Here is a 15,940-nt window from a genome sequence, read left to right as displayed (position 1 = left end):
CAACGGAGCACGATCGCGGCGATTCTTCCACCTTGGGTGGGGTTCACAGGCTGAAGATGCAGCAACCGCAACAGCGGCCATGGCGTTGCAGTTGCTCCACGAGAGCCGATAGCGTCAATGCGCGCTGCCAGCAGCGCCTTTGCCACCCACCTGTTCAATGAGGGTCTGGCTGGCCGCATTGAGCCCCACCACCGTCACCTCCGCCCCATGCGCGGCCAGCTTTTCCTGCGCCCGCTCCAGCGCGGCCACGGCAGTCAGGTCCCACAGGTGCGCATCGCGCAGATCAATCTGTACCTTCGGCGCCACGTGCTGGTAATCGAACGCCGCACCCAGCTGCCCTGCCGAGGCAAAGAACACCTGCCCACGCACGCGGTAGACCTGGGTGTCACCGGCATCGTCGCGCTGCACGTCCAGCATGCGGCCGACCTTGCGTGCGAAGAACAGGGCCGACAGCAGCACACCGCTGAGCACGCCCTTGGCCAGATCATGGGTGGCCACGGTGACCACCACGGTCAGCAGCATCACCGCGGAGGAACTACGCGGATGCGTGCGCAGGTCGCGCAGCGAGCGCCAGCTGAAGGTGCCGATGCTGACCATGATCATCACCGCCACCAGCGCCGCCATCGGGATCTGCCGCACCAGATCGCTGCCGTACACCACCAGCACCAGCAGGAACACGCCGGCCACCAGGCAGGACAGGCGGCCGCGGCCACCGGAGGTCACGTTGATCACCGACTGGCCGATCATCGCGCAGCCGGCCATGCCGCCGAGGAAGCCGGTCACCGTGTTCGCCACGCCCTGGCCGACACATTCGCGGTTGCGCTCGCTGGGCGTCTCGGTGATGTCCTCGACGATCTGCAGGGTCATCATCGATTCGAGCAGGCCGACCACGGCCAGCGTGGCCGACACCGGCAGCAGGATGCGCAGCGTTTCCCAGGTGAGCGGCACATCGGGAATGAGGAAATGCGGCAGGCTGTCAGGCAACTGGCCCATGTCACCGACGCTGCGTACGTCAACGCCGAAGCCGATCACCACGGCGGTCAGCACCACAATGGCCACCAGCGGTGATGGCACGGCGCGGGTGAGGCGTGGCAACAGGTAGATGATCGCCAGCGCGGCGGCGCACAGCACATAGACCGTAGGACCGCGACCGATCAGCTCGGGCATCTGCGCCAGGAAGATCAGGATCGCCAGCGCGTTGACGAAGCCGGTGATGACCGAGCGCGAGACGAAGCGCATCAACGAGCCGAGCTTGAACACGCCGGCCAGCACCTGCAGCAGGCCGGCCAGGATGCTGGCGGCGAACAGGTACTGCAGGCCATGGTCCTTGACCAGGTCGACCATCACCAGCGCCATCGCACCGGTGGCGGCGGAGATCATGCCAGGGCGGCCGCCAGCAATGGCAGTGATGACGGCAATCGAGAACGCGGCGTACAGGCCAACCTTGGGGTCGACGCCGGCAATGAGCGAGAACGCGATGGCTTCGGGAATCAGGGCCAGGGCGACGACGATGCCGGACAGCAGGTCGCCACGGATGTTGCCGAGCCATTGCTGGCGCAGGGGGTAGGACGTTTGCATGGGAAAGCTCCGCGCACAGGCGGGCGTGGCCGCATGGCGCTGCAGTGGAAAGACACGGGTTCCTGAGCCGGGCGGGCCGGCTGCCGATGTGCGGCAAGGGTCAGGGTGGCGTGATCACTGCAGGCGGGCGTCGGTACGTGGGAGGGGCGCAGTCTACGGGAAGCGGCCCCACGGGGGTAGCGCGGTTGGCCGGCGAAGGCAGCGAAAGGCAGCGGAGCCTGGCTCCGCTCTACAATTGAACCATGGCCGCCAACCGCCCGCAGTTCTTCGACCCCGCCACCGAACAGGGCGTGCTGCGCCTGTCGATCGCCGCCTCGCTGCTGCTGGCCGCCGCCGCAGTGGTGTTCGGCCTGCTGGCCAATTCCTCGCTGATCATCTTCGACGGCATCTACGGCCTGATCGACGTGGTAATGACCTGGCTGTCGCTGCTGGTGGCGCGGTTGATCGCGCTGTCCACGCAGACCGACGCCCTGCAGTCGCGGCTCAACCAGCGCTTCACCATGGGCTTCTGGCACCTGGAGCCGATCGTGCTGGGGGTGAGCGGCACGCTGATGATCGGCGCGGCGCTGTATGCGCTGGTCAATGCGGTGGACGCGTTGATGTCCGGGGGCCGCCACATCGCCCTCGGCCCGGCCATTGCCTTCGCCGGGCTGTCGATCGTGGGCGAAGGCGCGCTGGCCTGGTTCATCCTGCGCGCCAACCGCCGCATCGGCTCGGAGTTCATCGCATTGGACGCGAAGAACTGGGTGATCGCGGCCAGCATGTCGGCCTGCTACCTGCTGGCTTTCCTCGGCGGCGTACTGGTGCAGGGCACGTCGCTGGCGTGGGTCGGGCCGTACATCGACCCGGCCATCCTCGCCTTCGTCTGCGTGCTGGTGATGATCGCCCCGCTCGGCACGGTGCGCCGGGCGCTGGCCGGCATCCTGCTGGTCACCCCGCCGGAACTGCAGGCCCATGTGGATGCAGTGGCACGCGGGATCGTGGCCAAGCACGGCTTCGTCGAGCACCGCAGCTACGTGGCCCAGGTGGGGCGTGGCGAGCAGATCGAGCTGTTCTTCGTGGTACCGGAAAACGACCCGCCGCGGCCCCTGGTGGAATGGGACCAGCTGCGCGACGAGATCGGCGATGCACTGGGCGAGGCCTCGCCGGACCGCTGGCTGACCATCATGTTCACCACCGACCGCGAGTGGACGATCTAGGCCAGCAGGACGATCGATCAAGTTTTTCGTACGCATTGCAACCCAACGTACGCAGAAACCGGGCAAAGTAGGCTCCAACGCAACACCCACCCACCGACCAGGAGCATCCCGATGTCCATCGAAAAGGTTCTGTACACCGCCCAGGCCACCTCCACCGGCGGCCGTGAAGGCCGTTCCGTCTCCTCCGACAACGTGCTGGATATCCAGCTGTCGACCCCGCGCGAGCTGGGCGGCGCCGGCGGCCCGGGCACCAACCCGGAACAGCTGTTCGCCGCCGGCTACTCGGCCTGCTTCCTGGGCGCGCTGAAGTTCGTGGCCGGCCAGGCCAAGGTCGCGCTGCCGGCCGACACCACCGTGACCGGCAAGGTCGGCATCGGCCAGATCCCGACCGGTTTCGGCATCGAAGCCGAGCTGACCATCAACGTGCCGGGCGTGCCGCGCGAGCAGGTGGAAGATCTGGTGCAGAAGGCGCACATCGTGTGCCCGTACTCCAACGCCACCCGCGGCAACATCGACGTGACGCTGATCGTTGCCTGATGCGGTGATGCCGGCCAGCGGCCGGCACTACCACTGCAGAAAAAAATGGGCGGATGCCGGTCGAAACCGAACATCCGCCCATCCCACCTTCGTTGTCCCGCACGGGGGCATGAGGTTGCCGGCCAGCGGCCGGCACTACCAGGTCACTTCTCGCTCGTAATGAGCTGCACGACGCTGGAGAAATCCAGCTTGCCGCGGCCAGCCTGGTGATTCATCGAGTACAGGTTGCGGGCCACTTCGCCCAGCGGGATCGAGGCGCCGACACTCATCGCCGCTTCCACCGCCAGGCCCATGTCCTTCAGCATCAGATCACTGCCGAAGCCGCCGCTGTAGCCGCGCGAGGCCGGGGCGTTTTCCAGCACGCCCGGCCACGGGTTGCACACTTCGGTGGCCCAGCTGCGGCCGGTGCTGACCGCCATCATCTGCGACAGCACCTTCGGGTCCAGCCCGTGCGCCACGCCGAGGGCGATGGCTTCACCGGTGACGGCCATGATCACGCCCAGCGCCATGTTGTTGCACAGCTTGGCCACTTGGCCGGCACCACTGGCGCCCACATGGAAAATGTTCTTGCCCATCGCCTGAAGCACCGGGCGGGCGCGCTCCAGCGCATCCTCCTCGCCACCGACGATGAAGGTCAGGGTGCCGGCCTGGGCACCGGCGGTACCGCCGGACACCGGTGCGTCGATCATCTGCAGGCCACGTGCGGCAGCGGCTTCAGAGACCTTGCGGGCGCTGGCCGGTGCGATCGTGCTGCAGTCGATGACCAGTGCGCCTGCCGGAATCGCGGCCAGAATGCCGTCATCGCCCAGGTACACGCCTTCGACGTGGCGGCTGGCCGGCAGCATCGAGATCACCACCTCGGCATCGGCCAGGGTTTCGCGCGCCGATGCGGCCGCGCTGGCGCCGGCATCGACGGCGGCCTGCACCGCGGCCGGGACCAGATCGAACACGCGCACGGTGTGGCCGTTCTTGACCAGATTGGCGGCCATCGGGCCACCCATGTTGCCCAACCCGATGAATGCAATGCGGCTCATGCAAGGCTCCTTTCAACAAGGGGAGTGCCCAGGTCGGCCAGCGGATGCGCGGCATCGGCCCAGGGGGAAGCGAAGAAGGTGTCGGCCCACGCGCCGGTGGCCTCGGCCAGAGTGGCCGGGTTCCACTGCGGATTGCGGTCCTTGTCGATCAGCAGCGCGCGGATGCCTTCGGCGAAATCACCGTGGGCGGCGCAATGCAGGGCGACGATGTACTCCAGGCGATAGATCGCGGCCAGGCCCTGGCCGGCACTGCGTCGCTGCAGCTCGTACGACAGCCGTGCCGAACCGGGTGCACCGGCGGCGAGGGTCTTCTGCGCCGCCTGCAGCCAAGCATCGTCGGTCTGCAGAGTGGAGATGCGGCCGATGATCGCTGAGAGGTCATCGCCTTCGCACAACGCATCAACCTGCGCCGCATTGGCCAGCAGCGGGCCGGTGACGGCGTCACTGGCATGCGACTGCAGCAGATGGCTGAGCCGTTCGTGGTTGTGTGCGGCATCGCTGGACCACGCGACCTGCAGCAGCGCATCGAACACCGCGCTGCGGCGTTCTTCGGCCACGTGCACGTCGGCCAGGCCGGCGTAGATGGCGTCGCCCGGATTGAGCAGCGCGCCGGTCAGCGCCAGGAACAGGCCGCCCTTGCCCGGCACGCGCGGCAGCAGCCAGCTGCCACCCACATCGGGGAAAAGGCCGACGGTGATTTCCGGGAAGGCCAGCTTGGAGCGCTCGCTGACCACGCGGTGGCTGGCGCCGGACATCAGGCCGATGCCGCCGCCCATCACGATGCCGTGGCCCCAGCACAGGATCGGCTTGGCGTAGGTGTGGATGAGGTAATCGACGCGGTATTCAACGTCGAAGAACTCGGCGGCGTAGTCGTTCTCGCGGATGTCGCTGCGGCCGGCCTCGCGGAAGGCGACCATGCTCTGGTACAGGCTGTGCAGGTCACCGCCGGCGCAGAACGCCTTTTCACCAGCGCCCTGCAGCACCACCATGGCGATGCCATCGTCGTCGGCCCAGGCATTCAACTGCTTCAGCAGCAGGTGCGCCATCGGCAGCGAGAAGCCGTTGAGCGTACGCGGCGCATTGAGCGTGGCGATGCCGATGCGCGTGCCGTTGCTGGCGGCGCGCTCTTCGAACAGCACCGGTGCGTCGTCGGCAGCGGTGTCGGTGCTCATGCGTTCTTCCACTGCGCGGCGCGCTTTTCCAGGAAGGCGGTCACGCCCTCGACCTGGTCGGCGGTGTCGAACAGATCGACGAAGGCTTCGCGTTCGGCCACCAGCGCCGAAGCGTGGGTGCCGGTGCGGGTGGCCTGCACCAGGGTCTTGCAGGCGGCGATGCTGGTCGGGCTCTGCTTGCCGGCCTTCTTCGCCCATTCCAGCGCCAGCGCCTTGGCTTCGCCCTTGCCGACCTTTTCTTCGGCCAGGCCGATGCGCAGTGCGGTGTCGGCGTTGATGCGCTCGCCCAGCAGGATCATGCGCTTGGCCCAGCCCTCGCCGACCAGGCGCGGCAGGTTCTGGGTGCCACCGGCGCACGGCAGCAGGCCGACGGTGGCCTCCGGCAGCGCAACCTGGGCATGGTCTTCAATGATGCGCAGGTCGCAGGCCAGCGCGCATTCCAGGCCACCGCCCATGGCGTAGCCGTTGATCGCGGCAATCGACACACCACGGAAACCGGACAGCGCCTCGAAGGCTTCACCGAAGCGGCGCGCGGCTTCACGCGCAGCGGCCTTGTCGCCGGAGGCGAACTGGTTGAGGTCGGCACCGGCGGAGAAGAATTTCTCGCCGTCACCGGTGATCACCAGCGCGTAGATGTCGCGGTCTGCGTTGAGCGCGCCCACCAGGTCGCGCAGCGCCGACAGGCTGTGCACGGTCCAGGTATGCGCCGGCGGGTTGTTCAGGGTGACCATGGCGGTGTGGCCATCCACCTCGACCTTCAGGCCTACGTGCTCCTGGGTACGCCAATCCTTCATCGCAGTTCCTCTTCGGTGTTGAGCAGGTGACGGGCAACGATCACCCGCATGATCTCGTTGGTGCCTTCCAGGATCTGGTGCACGCGGCAGTCACGCAGCAGGCGCTCGATCGGGTATTCGCGGATGTAGCCGTAGCCACCATGGATCTGCAGTGCTTCGTTGCAGACGTTGAAACCGGCATCGGTGGCGAAGCGCTTGGCCATCGCGCACCACACGTTGGCGTCGCTGGCACCGGCATCGAGCTTGCGCGCAGCGGTGTGCACCATCTGCCGGGCGGCCACCAGCTGGGTGACCATGTCGGCCAGCTTGAACTGCAGGGCCTGGAACTCGGCCAGTGCCTTGCCGAACTGGCGGCGCTCGCCCATGTAGCGGCGTGCAGCGTCCAGCGCACCCTGCGCGGCGCCCAGCGAGCAGGCGGCGATGTTGATGCGGCCGCCATCGAGCCCCTTCATCGCCAGCTTGAAGCCGCCGCCTTCCTCTCCCAGAAGGTGGCTGACCGGCACGCGGACGTTTTCGAAGGTGATGCCACGGGTGGGCTGGCTGTTCCAGCCCATCTTCTCTTCCTTGCGGCCGAAGCTGATGCCCGGCAGGTCCGCCGGCACCGCAATGGCGCTGACACCGCCGGCACCGGCACCACCGGTACGCGCCATCACCACCAGCAGTTCAGTGGCACCGGCGCCGGAAATGAAGGCCTTGGAGCCGTTCAGCACATAGAAGTCGCCATCGCGCACGGCGGTGGTCTTCAGCGAGGCCGCATCGGAACCTGCACCGGGTTCGGTCAGGCAGTACGAGGCCAGCTTGCTGCCCGAGGACAGATCGGTTCCCCACGCATCGCGCAGCGCCGGCTGGCCCCACTTGGACACCATCCACGACGCCATGTTGTGGATGCTGATGTACGCCGCGGTCGACGGATCGACGTTGGCGAGCTCCTCGATGACGACGGCGGCGTCCAGTCGGCTCAGGCCGCTGCCGCCCACTTCCGGGTCCATGTACAGACCGCAGAAGCCCAGTTCACCGGCCTTGGCGATCGCCTCGCGCGGAAAGATGCCCTCCGCATCCCATCGCGCGGCGTGCGGCGCCAGTTCGGCCTGTGCGAAGTCGCGCGCCGCCTCGCGGTACGCCTGCTGCGCTTCTTCCAGTTCCGTCGTCATCGAGTGGCTCATGGCTGCTCCTGCCGTTACTTCAGGCTGATCGTGGTGTTGACGCCGTGGCTGAGCGTCTCGTCATCGAACCAGCGCGCGGTGACCGTCTTGGTCTGGGTGTAGAACAACACCACCTGCTTGCCATACGGACCCAGGTCGCCCAGCTTGGACGCGCGCGAACCGGTGAACGAGAACAGCGGCACCGGCACCGGGATCGGCACGTTGATGCCGACCTGGCCGACGTCGATGTCTTCCTGGAATTTGCGCGCGGCGGCGCCGGACTGGGTGAACAGTGCGGTCCCGTTGCCGTTCGGGTTGCTGTTGACCATCGCGATGGCCTCTTCCAGCGTCTCCGCTTCGAGGATGACCAGCACCGGCCCGAAGATTTCTTCCTGGTAGATGCGCATGTCGGTGGTGACACCGGCAAAGATGGTCGGGCCAACGAAGTTGCCCTTCTCGAAACCATCGACCTGCGGCTTGCGGCCGTCGAGCACCAGCTTGGCGCCCTGCTCCACGCCCGAGGCGATCAGGCCTTCCACGCGCTCGCGGGCGCTGCAGGAAATGACCGGGCCTACATCGGTGCCGGCGACGGTGCCGCCGCTGACCTTCAGGGTCTCGGCCTTGGTGACCAGGTCCTGCACCCAGTTGCGTGCTTCACCCACCAGCACCAGAGTGGAGGCGGCCATGCAGCGCTGGCCCGCGGCACCGAAGGCGGCGCCGACCATCGCGTTGAGGGTCTGTTCCTTGTTGGCGTCCGGCAGCACCACAGCGTGGTTCTTGGCGCCCATCATGCACTGCACGCGCTTGCCGGCCAGCGAGGCACGGTTGTAGACGTGGGTGCCGACGCGGGTGGAACCGACGAACGACACGGCCTTGATGTCCGGGTGGTCGCAGATCGCGTTGACCACTTCCTCGCCGCCGTGGACGACGTTCAGCACGCCCTTCGGAATGCCTGCTTCCAGCGCAAGCTCGACCAGGCGCATGGTGACCATCGGGTCCTGCTCGGACGGCTTGAGGATGAAGGTGTTGCCCGTTGCAATCGCCATCGGGAACATCCACAGCGGGATCATCGCCGGGAAGTTGAACGGGGTGATGCCGGCGCACACGCCCAGCGGCTGCATGATCGTATAGGTATCCACGCCATTGGCCACGTTGTTGGCCAGTTCGCCCAGCTGCAGGTTGCCGATGGCGGCGGCGTGCTCGACCACTTCCAGGCCGCGGAACACATCGCCTTCGGCGTCCGGCAGGGTCTTGCCCTGTTCGGCGGTGAGGATGTGGGCCAGCTCGCTCATGTTCTCGCGGATCAGCTGCTGGTACTTCAGGAAGATGCGCGCGCGGGTGCCGATCGGGGTCTTGCGCCAGGTCTTGAAGGCTTCCTTGGCGGCGGCAACGGCGGCGTCCACTTCGCCGGTGGTGGCGAACGGCACCTTGGCCAGCACGTCCTGGGTGGCCGGATTGATCACGTCCTGCCAGTGGGAGGTGGCCGATTCAACGAACTGGCCATCGATCAGCATGCGGATACGGGGCGCTGCAACAGTCATGACGACAATCCCACAGGGTGCGAAAGATGCTTGGCATTATTCACAGCACCCACCTCGATTTCCGGGCTGAATCCGCTTAATCTGGCCAACACGCCAGACGATTCATGTTAATTCTGTGAATTATTCAGCCCCCCAGCGACAACTTGGCCTGCGCCTGCTGCGGCTGCGCGAGCAGCGCGGCTACAGTCAGGCGGATCTGGCACGGGCGCTGGGGCTGTCGGCCAGCTACCTGAACCAGATCGAGCGCAACAAGCGCCCACTGACCCCGGCTGTGCAGAAGAAGCTGGGCGAGGTATTGGGCGACGTTTCCGCACTGTTCGACGAGGATGAGCCCGCCGCGCTGCAGGAAGCGCTGGGCGAGACCCTGCGTGACCTGGGCCTGGCCGAGGTCAGCGCCACCGAACTGCGCGCGCTGGCCGGCAACCTGCCGCAGGTCAGCCGCGCGCTGCTGGACCTGCACCGCCGCCACCTGGCGCTGCGCGAGCATGCCGCCGCACTGGAATTCCAGCTGGGCGAGCCCGGCGCCGGCAGCACCCTGCCCGCTGGCGATCAGGTGCGCGAGTTCTTCAACCGCATGCACAACCACATTCCCGAGCTGGACGAGCTGGCCGAGCAGCTGTTCGCCGAGTGGGGGCTGTCGCCCGGGCACGTGGCACCGCGGCTGCGCCAGCTGCTGGCCGACCGCCATGGCGTGCTGGTGGAAGTGGCCGCACTGCAGGCCGGGCGCGAAAAGCGGCAATACGATGCCGGTGCGCGGCGGCTGTGGCTGCCCGATTACCTGGAGCCCGGCCAGCAGGCGTTCCAGATGGCGGCCGAGCTGGCCCTTCACGGCTACCTGCCGCAGATCGATGCGGTGGTGGCGCGCGCCGGGTTCACCGACGACGCGCGCATTGCGCAGGCGCGGATCGGTCTTTCCAACTATTTCGCCGGCGCGCTGGTGATGCCGTACATGCGCTTCCTGCGTGCGGCGGAAACCAGCAGCTACGACATCGAACTGCTGGCGCATCAGTTCGGCGTCGGCTTCGAAGCGGTCTGCCACCGGCTGAGCACGCTGGCGCGACGCAGTGCGCCTGGCCTGCCGTTTTTCTTCATCCGCGTGGATCGCGCCGGCAATGTGTCCAAGCGCCACTCCGCCACCGATTTCCACTTCTCGCAGGTGGGTGGTTCGTGCCCGCTGTGGATCGTCTACGAGGCGTTCAACCAGCCCGGCCGCATCCTTACCCAGACCGCGCGCATGCCCGACGGGCGCCGCCATTTCTGGCTGGCGCGGCAGGTCAGCAGCGGCCCGGTCGGCCATGGCCAGCCACGCAAGACCTTCGCGGTGGCGCTGGGCTGCGATCTGCAGCATGCCGAGCGACTGGTGTATTCGCTGGGGCTGGATGTGCAGAGCCCGGGTAATTCGGTGTCGATCGGGCCGGGTTGCCGGGTGTGCCCGCGGGAGGACTGCATGCAGCGCGCATTCGCGCAGTTGCCGGGGCGGTAGGGTTGGTTCGGCAGGGCTGCGCCCTGCACCTGCTTCAATCCAAGGCAACAGCAAAAGCAACAGCGGGCTTTCCGTGGGATGGCGGGGTGGATCCGGTTGCGGGGGACGCTGCAAGTCCCCCTCCGGGGCCCGGCCCAGCCGCTGGCGGCTGTGCGTTCGGGCGCTTGCGAAGCAATGCTTCGCAAGCAAAGCGCCCTCACCCATGTAAGCTCGGTCGCCGCTTGCTCGTGTGCGCAGTCCTGCGCACACGGCAAGACCGGGGTTGGGCGTCCTGCCCAACCCGCCCGAGGCATGCCTCGGGCCCATGCGGCTCACGCCCCCGCAACCGGACCCACCCGCCTTCGACAGGTCTCCGCGAGCTGTCGAAACGGCATCCTTTGCTGCTGTGGGTAGGTGTCGACCTTGGTCGACACGGTGGATCCACGTCGTGCAGGGATGCTCTTCGATGAATGTTCGAAATATTCGATTTCGATGGGGTTCCATCCACGCATGGCGTGGATCTACTACCGGGTCAGTAGATCGGCGTCACCTTCATCTGCGGCAGCGGGCGCGGTGCGCCGTCGGTGAGGTCCGGGCCGAGGTCCTCCCAGGTACGTCCCTGCTCGACCATCAGCCCCCACAACTGCTGCGATGCCAGCCGCTTGTCTTCCGAGCCCAGCTTGTACGACGGTGGCGTCGGCTGGCCACTGGCAACCATCGAGTACGCCGCGCGGTAGGCCAGTACCTGCTGCGCCGGGTCGTCGGTGCGCGCCACTTCCAGCGTGTAGCGCTGGTAGGCCGAGGCCAGGTTGCGCCAGCGGATCCAATAGTGGTTCTCGAACGAGAACGAACAGAAGCGCGCACCGGCCAGGCTGCCCTTGTCGGCGATGCGGGTCAGCACGTCCTGCGGCATGTCCAGGTTCATGCCGCCCTCGTCGCCCTGCAGGCTCACATGCACGATGCGGTCGCGGTAGCCCGGGGCACGCGCCTGCAGCAGGTCGCGCCAGTTCTGCATGGTCGCCACCACCGCGAACAGGAAGCGGCCCAGCTCGGCGGCCGCCAACGGCGTGGCGATCGACTGGTAGGTACGCTGCCAACCGTGGCGGTTCTCGGTGGGCAGGAACACAGCATGTTCCAGCGCCTGTCGGCCACTGCTGCCGTGGCTCACGTCTTCGGCGTGCTGCGGGTAGACCAGATTGATGGCGAAGGTCGGCCAGCGCGGCAACGCGGCATCGAACAGGTGGATCGGGAAGTTGCTGCTGATGCCACCATCGGAGAACCAGCAGATGCGGAACGCGGTGATCACCGGTCCGCAGGTCTGCCCGGCACTGGTCAGCCCTTCCATGCTGTCGGCGACGTTGTGCTCCTGGTCGGCCGCAGGTGCGGTCGGTTCACAGCGACGCTCGCGGCGTGAGGGCTCATGCAACGGCACCGCGCTGATCAGCAGCGGGAAGCTCAGGCTCATGCGCGTGGCCACCAGCACCGGCAGCTTCGGGCCCTGCGGCAGGTGGTAGTACCGGCGCCCATCCACCTCCAGTGGCGGGCCGGCCTGCGTCACCAGCCACTGCACCACGCTGGCCGGAAACAGCTGCTCGAACTCCTCGCGCAGGAACCAGAACTGCGCGCCGCCCAGCGGCAGCGTGCGCGGCTCGTTGTGCGACACACAGGTGGTGATCATCTGCAGGCTGATCGCATGCGGGCTGTCCGGCTCGCCGGCATAGCGCGGCGCATCGTGCAGGTCGGCGAAGGTGAGCGGTGCATCCAGCGGCTTGCCGGACAGCTGCTGCAGGCATTCATGCAGCCACTCGGTCAACGCCGGCGTGCGTGCATCGCGGCCGAGGCCGCTGCACAGGCCCAGCAGGTTACGGCGCGCCACCCGCGCTACCCGCAGCGCGGCACCGGCCACGCCGGCACCGTACGCGCACAGCAGTGATGGCAGCAGCGTGGCGGCCACGCCGCTCCAATCGCCGCCCCACCAGCCCAGGCCGAGCAGCAGCGCCAGCGACACCAGCACCTCCAGTGGCGCAATCTCGAACACCGCGATGGCCAGGCACAGCAGCTTGTGTGGCAGGCGGGCATTGCCGGTCAGCACCACCAGCAACCGGTAGGCGGCGCGCGCCCCCCGTGCCGGCTGGAACAGGCTGTAGATGAAGCCGCGCCGCGACAGCTGCGCCGACACCGCCGACAGCCCGCCGTAGCCGGCATCGCCGGGCAGGTGCTCGCCGGCCTGCTGGCGGCGATCACCGCATGCCGCCGCGGCCGCTACGGCTGCAGCGATGGCGCCGGCCGAGGTGCCGCCGATGCTCTTGAAGCGATACTCGCGCGCCAGCGCCAGTACCGCATTGGGGTACACGATGCCGCTGGTGATGCCGCCTTTCATGACCAGATCGCAGTACTTCGCCGCCACGAGCCACCTCCCGTCTGTCGGTGCCCAGTATGGCAAGAGGCGCTCTCACAGCCTGAGAAGCGAGCCACAGCCCTGCGCTTTCATTGGCCCTTGACCATTGGCCTCGACGCGTCCACCGTTGGCACGCCGAAGGTATCCCTGCCGTGGCCTTGATGGCAGCAGGGATTTAAACGGGAATCCGGTGAAGGCGCCTCGCGCGCCCATTCCGGAGCTGCCCCGCAGCGGTGAATGGAAACGAATCCTGCCAACAGCACTGGGCTCACGCCTGGGAAGCGGCGGGTAGTAGGTGGGCTGCGGCCCGTGTCCATCAGCCCGAATACCGGCCCCGGCCGGGGGACACGACCGTCCCCTGACTCGACCTGGAATCTCCGCGGGGAGGTTGCCGGGGCCGTCGTTGTCCTGCGCGTGCAGGCGATGCGGCCGCGCGCGTCCTGTTCACGGTATCCGGCCAGCCCTGTTCACCCACGCGCTGATGCATGGGCCACCGCCGTTGCCGGCGGTCCATGCGGTACCTGACGATGACCGAGCTCCAACGCCCCACCCTGACCCTGCCCGCCGACGGCAAGCGCCTGCTGCTGCATTCGTGCTGCGCGCCCTGTTCCGGCGAAGTAATGGAGGCGATCACCGCCTCCGGGATCGACTACGCGATCTTCTTCTACAACCCCAACATCCACCCGGTGAAGGAGTACGAGCTGCGCAAGCAGGAGAATATCCGCTTCGCCGAACAGCACAACATCCCCTTCATCGACTGCGATTACGACACGGACAACTGGTTCAGCCGTGCACGCGGCATGGAGAACGAGCCCGAGCGTGGTATCCGCTGCACGATGTGCTTCGACATGCGTTTCGAGCGCACCGCGCTGTATGCGCACGAGCACGGCTACGACACCATCAGTTCGTCGCTGGGCATCTCGCGCTGGAAGAACATGGCGCAGATCAACGACTGCGGCATCCGTGCCGCGTCGCGCTATGAAGGCCTGCAGTACTGGGACTACAACTGGCGCAAGGGCGGCGGTGCCAGCCGCATGATCGAGATCAGCAAGCGCGAGCAGTTCTACCAGCAGGAATACTGCGGCTGCGTGTACTCGCTGCGCGATGCCAACCGTCACCGCCGCGAGAATGGCCGCGAACGGATCAAGATCGGCCTGCTGTACTACGGGCAGGACGCTGAGACGCCGCAGGGCGATTGACGTGTGGGCATGGGGCGGCCACGCTGGTCGCCCCTTCTGCTGTACCGGAACTGCCATGACCGCCCTGCCCGCCGATGTCGCCCTGCTGGTGATCGACCTGCAGCCGGACTTCATGCCCGGTGGCGCGCTGGCCTGCGACCAAGGCGATGCGCTGGTGGCACCGATCGCCGATCTGCTGGCACAGCGCCGCTACCGCACCGTGGTGGCAACACAGGACTGGCACCCGGCCGACCATGCCTCGTTCGCCAGCCAGCACCCCGGCCAACGCCCCTTCGAGACCATCCTGCTGCACGCGCAGCCGCAGACCCTGTGGCCGGACCACTGCGTGCAGGGCAGCGCCGGTGCCGCGCTGCATCCGGGCGTGGACTGGACCGTGGCCGACCTGATTCTGCGCAAGGGCACCCGCCAACAGGTGGATTCATACAGCGCCTTCCGCGAGAACCATGGCCCCGATGGCGAGCGCCCGGCCACCGGCCTGGCCGGCTGGCTGCACGAACGCCGCATCCGCGAAGTGCACGTGTGCGGCCTGGCCCGCGACTACTGCGTGCTGTGGAGCGCGCAGGACGCGGTGAGGTCCGGCTTCCGGGTGAAATTCCTGTGGGAGCTGACCAAGCCGGTGACCGACGCCAACGACGCGATGGTGCGTGAAGCGCTGGGCAAGGCGGGGATTTCGATCGCCTGAGGCGTGACCGCCGGGCATGGCCCGGCGCTACCGCGCACGTCGCTTATGCCGCTTGCGCGCTCCTGCCCACGACAACACAATCGATTCATCCAGCCCCCTAACTACGCCCCCCTACAGATCGCGGGACGGCCGAACCGGGGGCTTTTCATTGGATGAAATCAGGATTCGGTAGTGCCGGCCGCTGGCCGGCAACCTCGGGATCTCTGCAGTTGCCGGCCAGCGGCCGGCACTACCGGATAGCACCCGTGGTAGCGCCGGGCCATGCCCGGCGGACGCGGGATGGGCGATTACCGGAACACGACCGTACGGTGCCCGTTGAGCAGGATGCGGTGTTCCACATGGCGGCGCACGGCGCGCGCCAGCACCAGCGATTCGGTATCGCTGCCCAGCCGCACCAGCTCGCGCGGCGCCATCGCGTGGTCCACGCGGGCCACGTCCTGTTCGATGATCGGGCCTTCGTCCAGATCCTCGGTGACGTAGTGCGCGGTGGCGCCGATGATCTTGACCCCGCGCGCGTGTGCCTGGTGGTACGGCTGCGCGCCCTTGAAGCTGGGCAGGAAGCTGTGGTGGATGTTGATCGCACGGCCGGCCAGCGCGCGGCACAGCGTGGGTGACAGGATCTGCATGTAGCGCGCCAGCACCACCAGATCGATGCGTTCGCGCTCGACCAGGTCGATGATCTGCTGCTCCTGCACCGCGCGCGTATCAGCGGTCACCGGCAGGTGGTGGAACGGCACCTGGTAGGACGCCGCCAGCGGCGCGAAGTCGGCGTGGTTGGACGCTACTGCGGCAATGTCCACCTTCAGCTGGCCGCTGTGGGCACGGAACAGCAGGTCGTTGAGGCAGTGCCCCTGCTTGCTGACCAGCACCAGCAGGCGTGCACGGCGGCGGCCATCATGCAGCTGCCAGTCCATGCCGAAGCCGGCGGCGAGCGTGGCCATGGCGGCGTGCACGGTCTCCAGCGGCAGGCCAGCATCGCGATCGAAATGCACGCGCAGGAAGAAGCGGCCGCTCTCCTCGTCGCCGAACTGCTGGGCGTCGAGAATGTTGCAGCCGTGGTCGAACAGCAGGCCGGATACGCGGTAGACGATGCCGGTACGGTCGGGGCAGGACAGGGTGAGGATGGAATCGGGGCGCATCGCCCGAGTGTAGGGCAGCAGCCTGTCCTCGGGATCGATGGTCACCGATGCAACCGACCTGCT

General features: G+C 67.3%; 13 protein-coding genes and 1 riboswitch. Of the genes, 5 read left to right on the top strand and 8 right to left on the bottom strand.

Annotated elements, in window-relative coordinates; genetic code table 11:
* Nucleotides 1-114: 114 nt before the first annotated feature.
* On the bottom strand, nucleotides 115-1,578 hold the full coding sequence (locus tag ACZK45_RS01100) for a SulP family inorganic anion transporter (RefSeq protein ID WP_125895196.1): 1,464 nt from the start codon (nucleotides 1,576-1,578) through the stop codon (nucleotides 115-117).
* A gap of 242 nt (nucleotides 1,579-1,820) precedes the next feature.
* On the opposite strand from ACZK45_RS01100, the gene ACZK45_RS01095 reads away from it, so the two are divergent.
* Entirely contained in the window at nucleotides 1,821-2,777 is a 957-nt protein-coding gene (locus tag ACZK45_RS01095) for a cation diffusion facilitator family transporter (RefSeq protein WP_032128195.1), read from the top strand.
* 111 nt (nucleotides 2,778-2,888) lie between these two features.
* Nucleotides 2,889-3,314, top strand: coding sequence for an organic hydroperoxide resistance protein (locus tag ACZK45_RS01090; protein WP_065724136.1), 426 nt, complete (start codon nucleotides 2,889-2,891; stop codon nucleotides 3,312-3,314).
* Between the two features lie 143 nt (nucleotides 3,315-3,457).
* Here the strand turns inward: ACZK45_RS01090 and mmsB are convergent, their stop codons facing one another.
* Genes mmsB through ACZK45_RS01065 form a run of 5 tightly spaced genes read right to left on the bottom strand, consistent with a single transcriptional unit; the run spans nucleotide 3,458 to nucleotide 8,997 of the window.
* Complete coding sequence (gene mmsB, locus ACZK45_RS01085) at nucleotides 3,458-4,348, bottom strand: 3-hydroxyisobutyrate dehydrogenase (RefSeq protein ID WP_004136647.1); 891 nt, start codon at nucleotides 4,346-4,348, stop codon at nucleotides 3,458-3,460.
* A complete protein-coding gene (locus tag ACZK45_RS01080) occupies nucleotides 4,345-5,520 on the bottom strand; it encodes an enoyl-CoA hydratase/isomerase family protein (RefSeq protein WP_478445312.1) in 1,176 nt (391 codons plus the stop codon). Before ACZK45_RS01080 ends, mmsB begins: the two co-directional genes overlap by 4 nt.
* On the bottom strand, nucleotides 5,517-6,314 hold the full coding sequence (locus tag ACZK45_RS01075) for an enoyl-CoA hydratase (RefSeq protein ID WP_180838049.1): 798 nt from the start codon (nucleotides 6,312-6,314) through the stop codon (nucleotides 5,517-5,519). Before ACZK45_RS01075 ends, ACZK45_RS01080 begins: the two co-directional genes overlap by 4 nt.
* A complete protein-coding gene (locus tag ACZK45_RS01070; protein WP_121505114.1) occupies nucleotides 6,311-7,477 on the bottom strand; it encodes an acyl-CoA dehydrogenase family protein in 1,167 nt (388 codons plus the stop codon). The genes ACZK45_RS01075 and ACZK45_RS01070 overlap by 4 nt, the downstream gene beginning before the upstream one ends.
* A 14-nt stretch (nucleotides 7,478-7,491) precedes the next feature.
* Entirely contained in the window at nucleotides 7,492-8,997 is a 1,506-nt protein-coding gene (locus tag ACZK45_RS01065; RefSeq protein ID WP_180838048.1) for a CoA-acylating methylmalonate-semialdehyde dehydrogenase, read from the bottom strand.
* A gap of 115 nt (nucleotides 8,998-9,112) precedes the next feature.
* Here ACZK45_RS01065 and ACZK45_RS01060 point away from each other — a divergent pair, with 115 nt between their 5' ends.
* Complete coding sequence (locus tag ACZK45_RS01060) at nucleotides 9,113-10,480, top strand: helix-turn-helix domain-containing protein (protein WP_049421469.1); 1,368 nt, start codon at nucleotides 9,113-9,115, stop codon at nucleotides 10,478-10,480.
* Nucleotides 10,481-10,991: 511 nt separating this feature from the next.
* Here the strand turns inward: ACZK45_RS01060 and ACZK45_RS01055 are convergent.
* On the bottom strand, nucleotides 10,992-12,839 hold the full coding sequence (locus ACZK45_RS01055) for a patatin-like phospholipase family protein (RefSeq protein WP_185749988.1): 1,848 nt from the start codon (nucleotides 12,837-12,839) through the stop codon (nucleotides 10,992-10,994).
* A gap of 154 nt (nucleotides 12,840-12,993) precedes the next feature.
* Nucleotides 12,994-13,208, top strand: a riboswitch (cobalamin riboswitch).
* Between the two features lie 161 nt (nucleotides 13,209-13,369).
* Between ACZK45_RS01055 and ACZK45_RS01050 the strand changes: the two genes are divergently transcribed.
* Together ACZK45_RS01050 and pncA are read left to right on the top strand one after the other, a co-directional pair.
* Nucleotides 13,370-14,056, top strand: coding sequence for an epoxyqueuosine reductase QueH (locus ACZK45_RS01050; protein WP_422348122.1), 687 nt, complete (start codon nucleotides 13,370-13,372; stop codon nucleotides 14,054-14,056).
* Between the two features lie 55 nt (nucleotides 14,057-14,111).
* Complete coding sequence (gene pncA, locus ACZK45_RS01045; RefSeq protein WP_478445311.1) at nucleotides 14,112-14,738, top strand: bifunctional nicotinamidase/pyrazinamidase; 627 nt, start codon at nucleotides 14,112-14,114, stop codon at nucleotides 14,736-14,738.
* Nucleotides 14,739-15,025: 287 nt separating this feature from the next.
* Here the strand turns inward: pncA and purU are convergent, their stop codons facing one another.
* Complete coding sequence (gene purU, locus ACZK45_RS01040) at nucleotides 15,026-15,877, bottom strand: formyltetrahydrofolate deformylase (protein WP_032128205.1); 852 nt, start codon at nucleotides 15,875-15,877, stop codon at nucleotides 15,026-15,028.
* Between the last annotated feature and the right edge of the window lie 63 nt (nucleotides 15,878-15,940).

The organism is Stenotrophomonas sp. 63632_Sma (genome assembly GCF_056482875.1).
The sequence above is the reverse complement of the archived record's forward strand: the minus strand, read 5'-3'. Positions and strand labels throughout refer to the sequence as shown.

Coding starts and splice junctions, on each gene's coding strand:
- ACZK45_RS01100 (WP_125895196.1), bottom strand. CDS start 1,578: ATGCAAACGTCCTACCCCCTGCGCCAGCAATGGCTCGGCAACATCCGT.
- ACZK45_RS01095 (WP_032128195.1), top strand. CDS start 1,821: ATGGCCGCCAACCGCCCGCAGTTCTTCGACCCCGCCACCGAACAGGGC.
- ACZK45_RS01090 (WP_065724136.1), top strand. CDS start 2,889: ATGTCCATCGAAAAGGTTCTGTACACCGCCCAGGCCACCTCCACCGGC.
- mmsB (WP_004136647.1), bottom strand. CDS start 4,348: ATGAGCCGCATTGCATTCATCGGGTTGGGCAACATGGGTGGCCCGATG.
- ACZK45_RS01080 (WP_478445312.1), bottom strand. CDS start 5,520: ATGAGCACCGACACCGCTGCCGACGACGCACCGGTGCTGTTCGAAGAG.
- ACZK45_RS01075 (WP_180838049.1), bottom strand. CDS start 6,314: ATGAAGGATTGGCGTACCCAGGAGCACGTAGGCCTGAAGGTCGAGGTG.
- ACZK45_RS01070 (WP_121505114.1), bottom strand. CDS start 7,477: ATGAGCCACTCGATGACGACGGAACTGGAAGAAGCGCAGCAGGCGTAC.
- ACZK45_RS01065 (WP_180838048.1), bottom strand. CDS start 8,997: ATGACTGTTGCAGCGCCCCGTATCCGCATGCTGATCGATGGCCAGTTC.
- ACZK45_RS01055 (WP_185749988.1), bottom strand. CDS start 12,839: ATGAAAGGCGGCATCACCAGCGGCATCGTGTACCCCAATGCGGTACTG.
- ACZK45_RS01050 (WP_422348122.1), top strand. CDS start 13,370: ATGCGGTACCTGACGATGACCGAGCTCCAACGCCCCACCCTGACCCTG.
- pncA (WP_478445311.1), top strand. CDS start 14,112: ATGACCGCCCTGCCCGCCGATGTCGCCCTGCTGGTGATCGACCTGCAG.
- purU (WP_032128205.1), bottom strand. CDS start 15,877: ATGCGCCCCGATTCCATCCTCACCCTGTCCTGCCCCGACCGTACCGGC.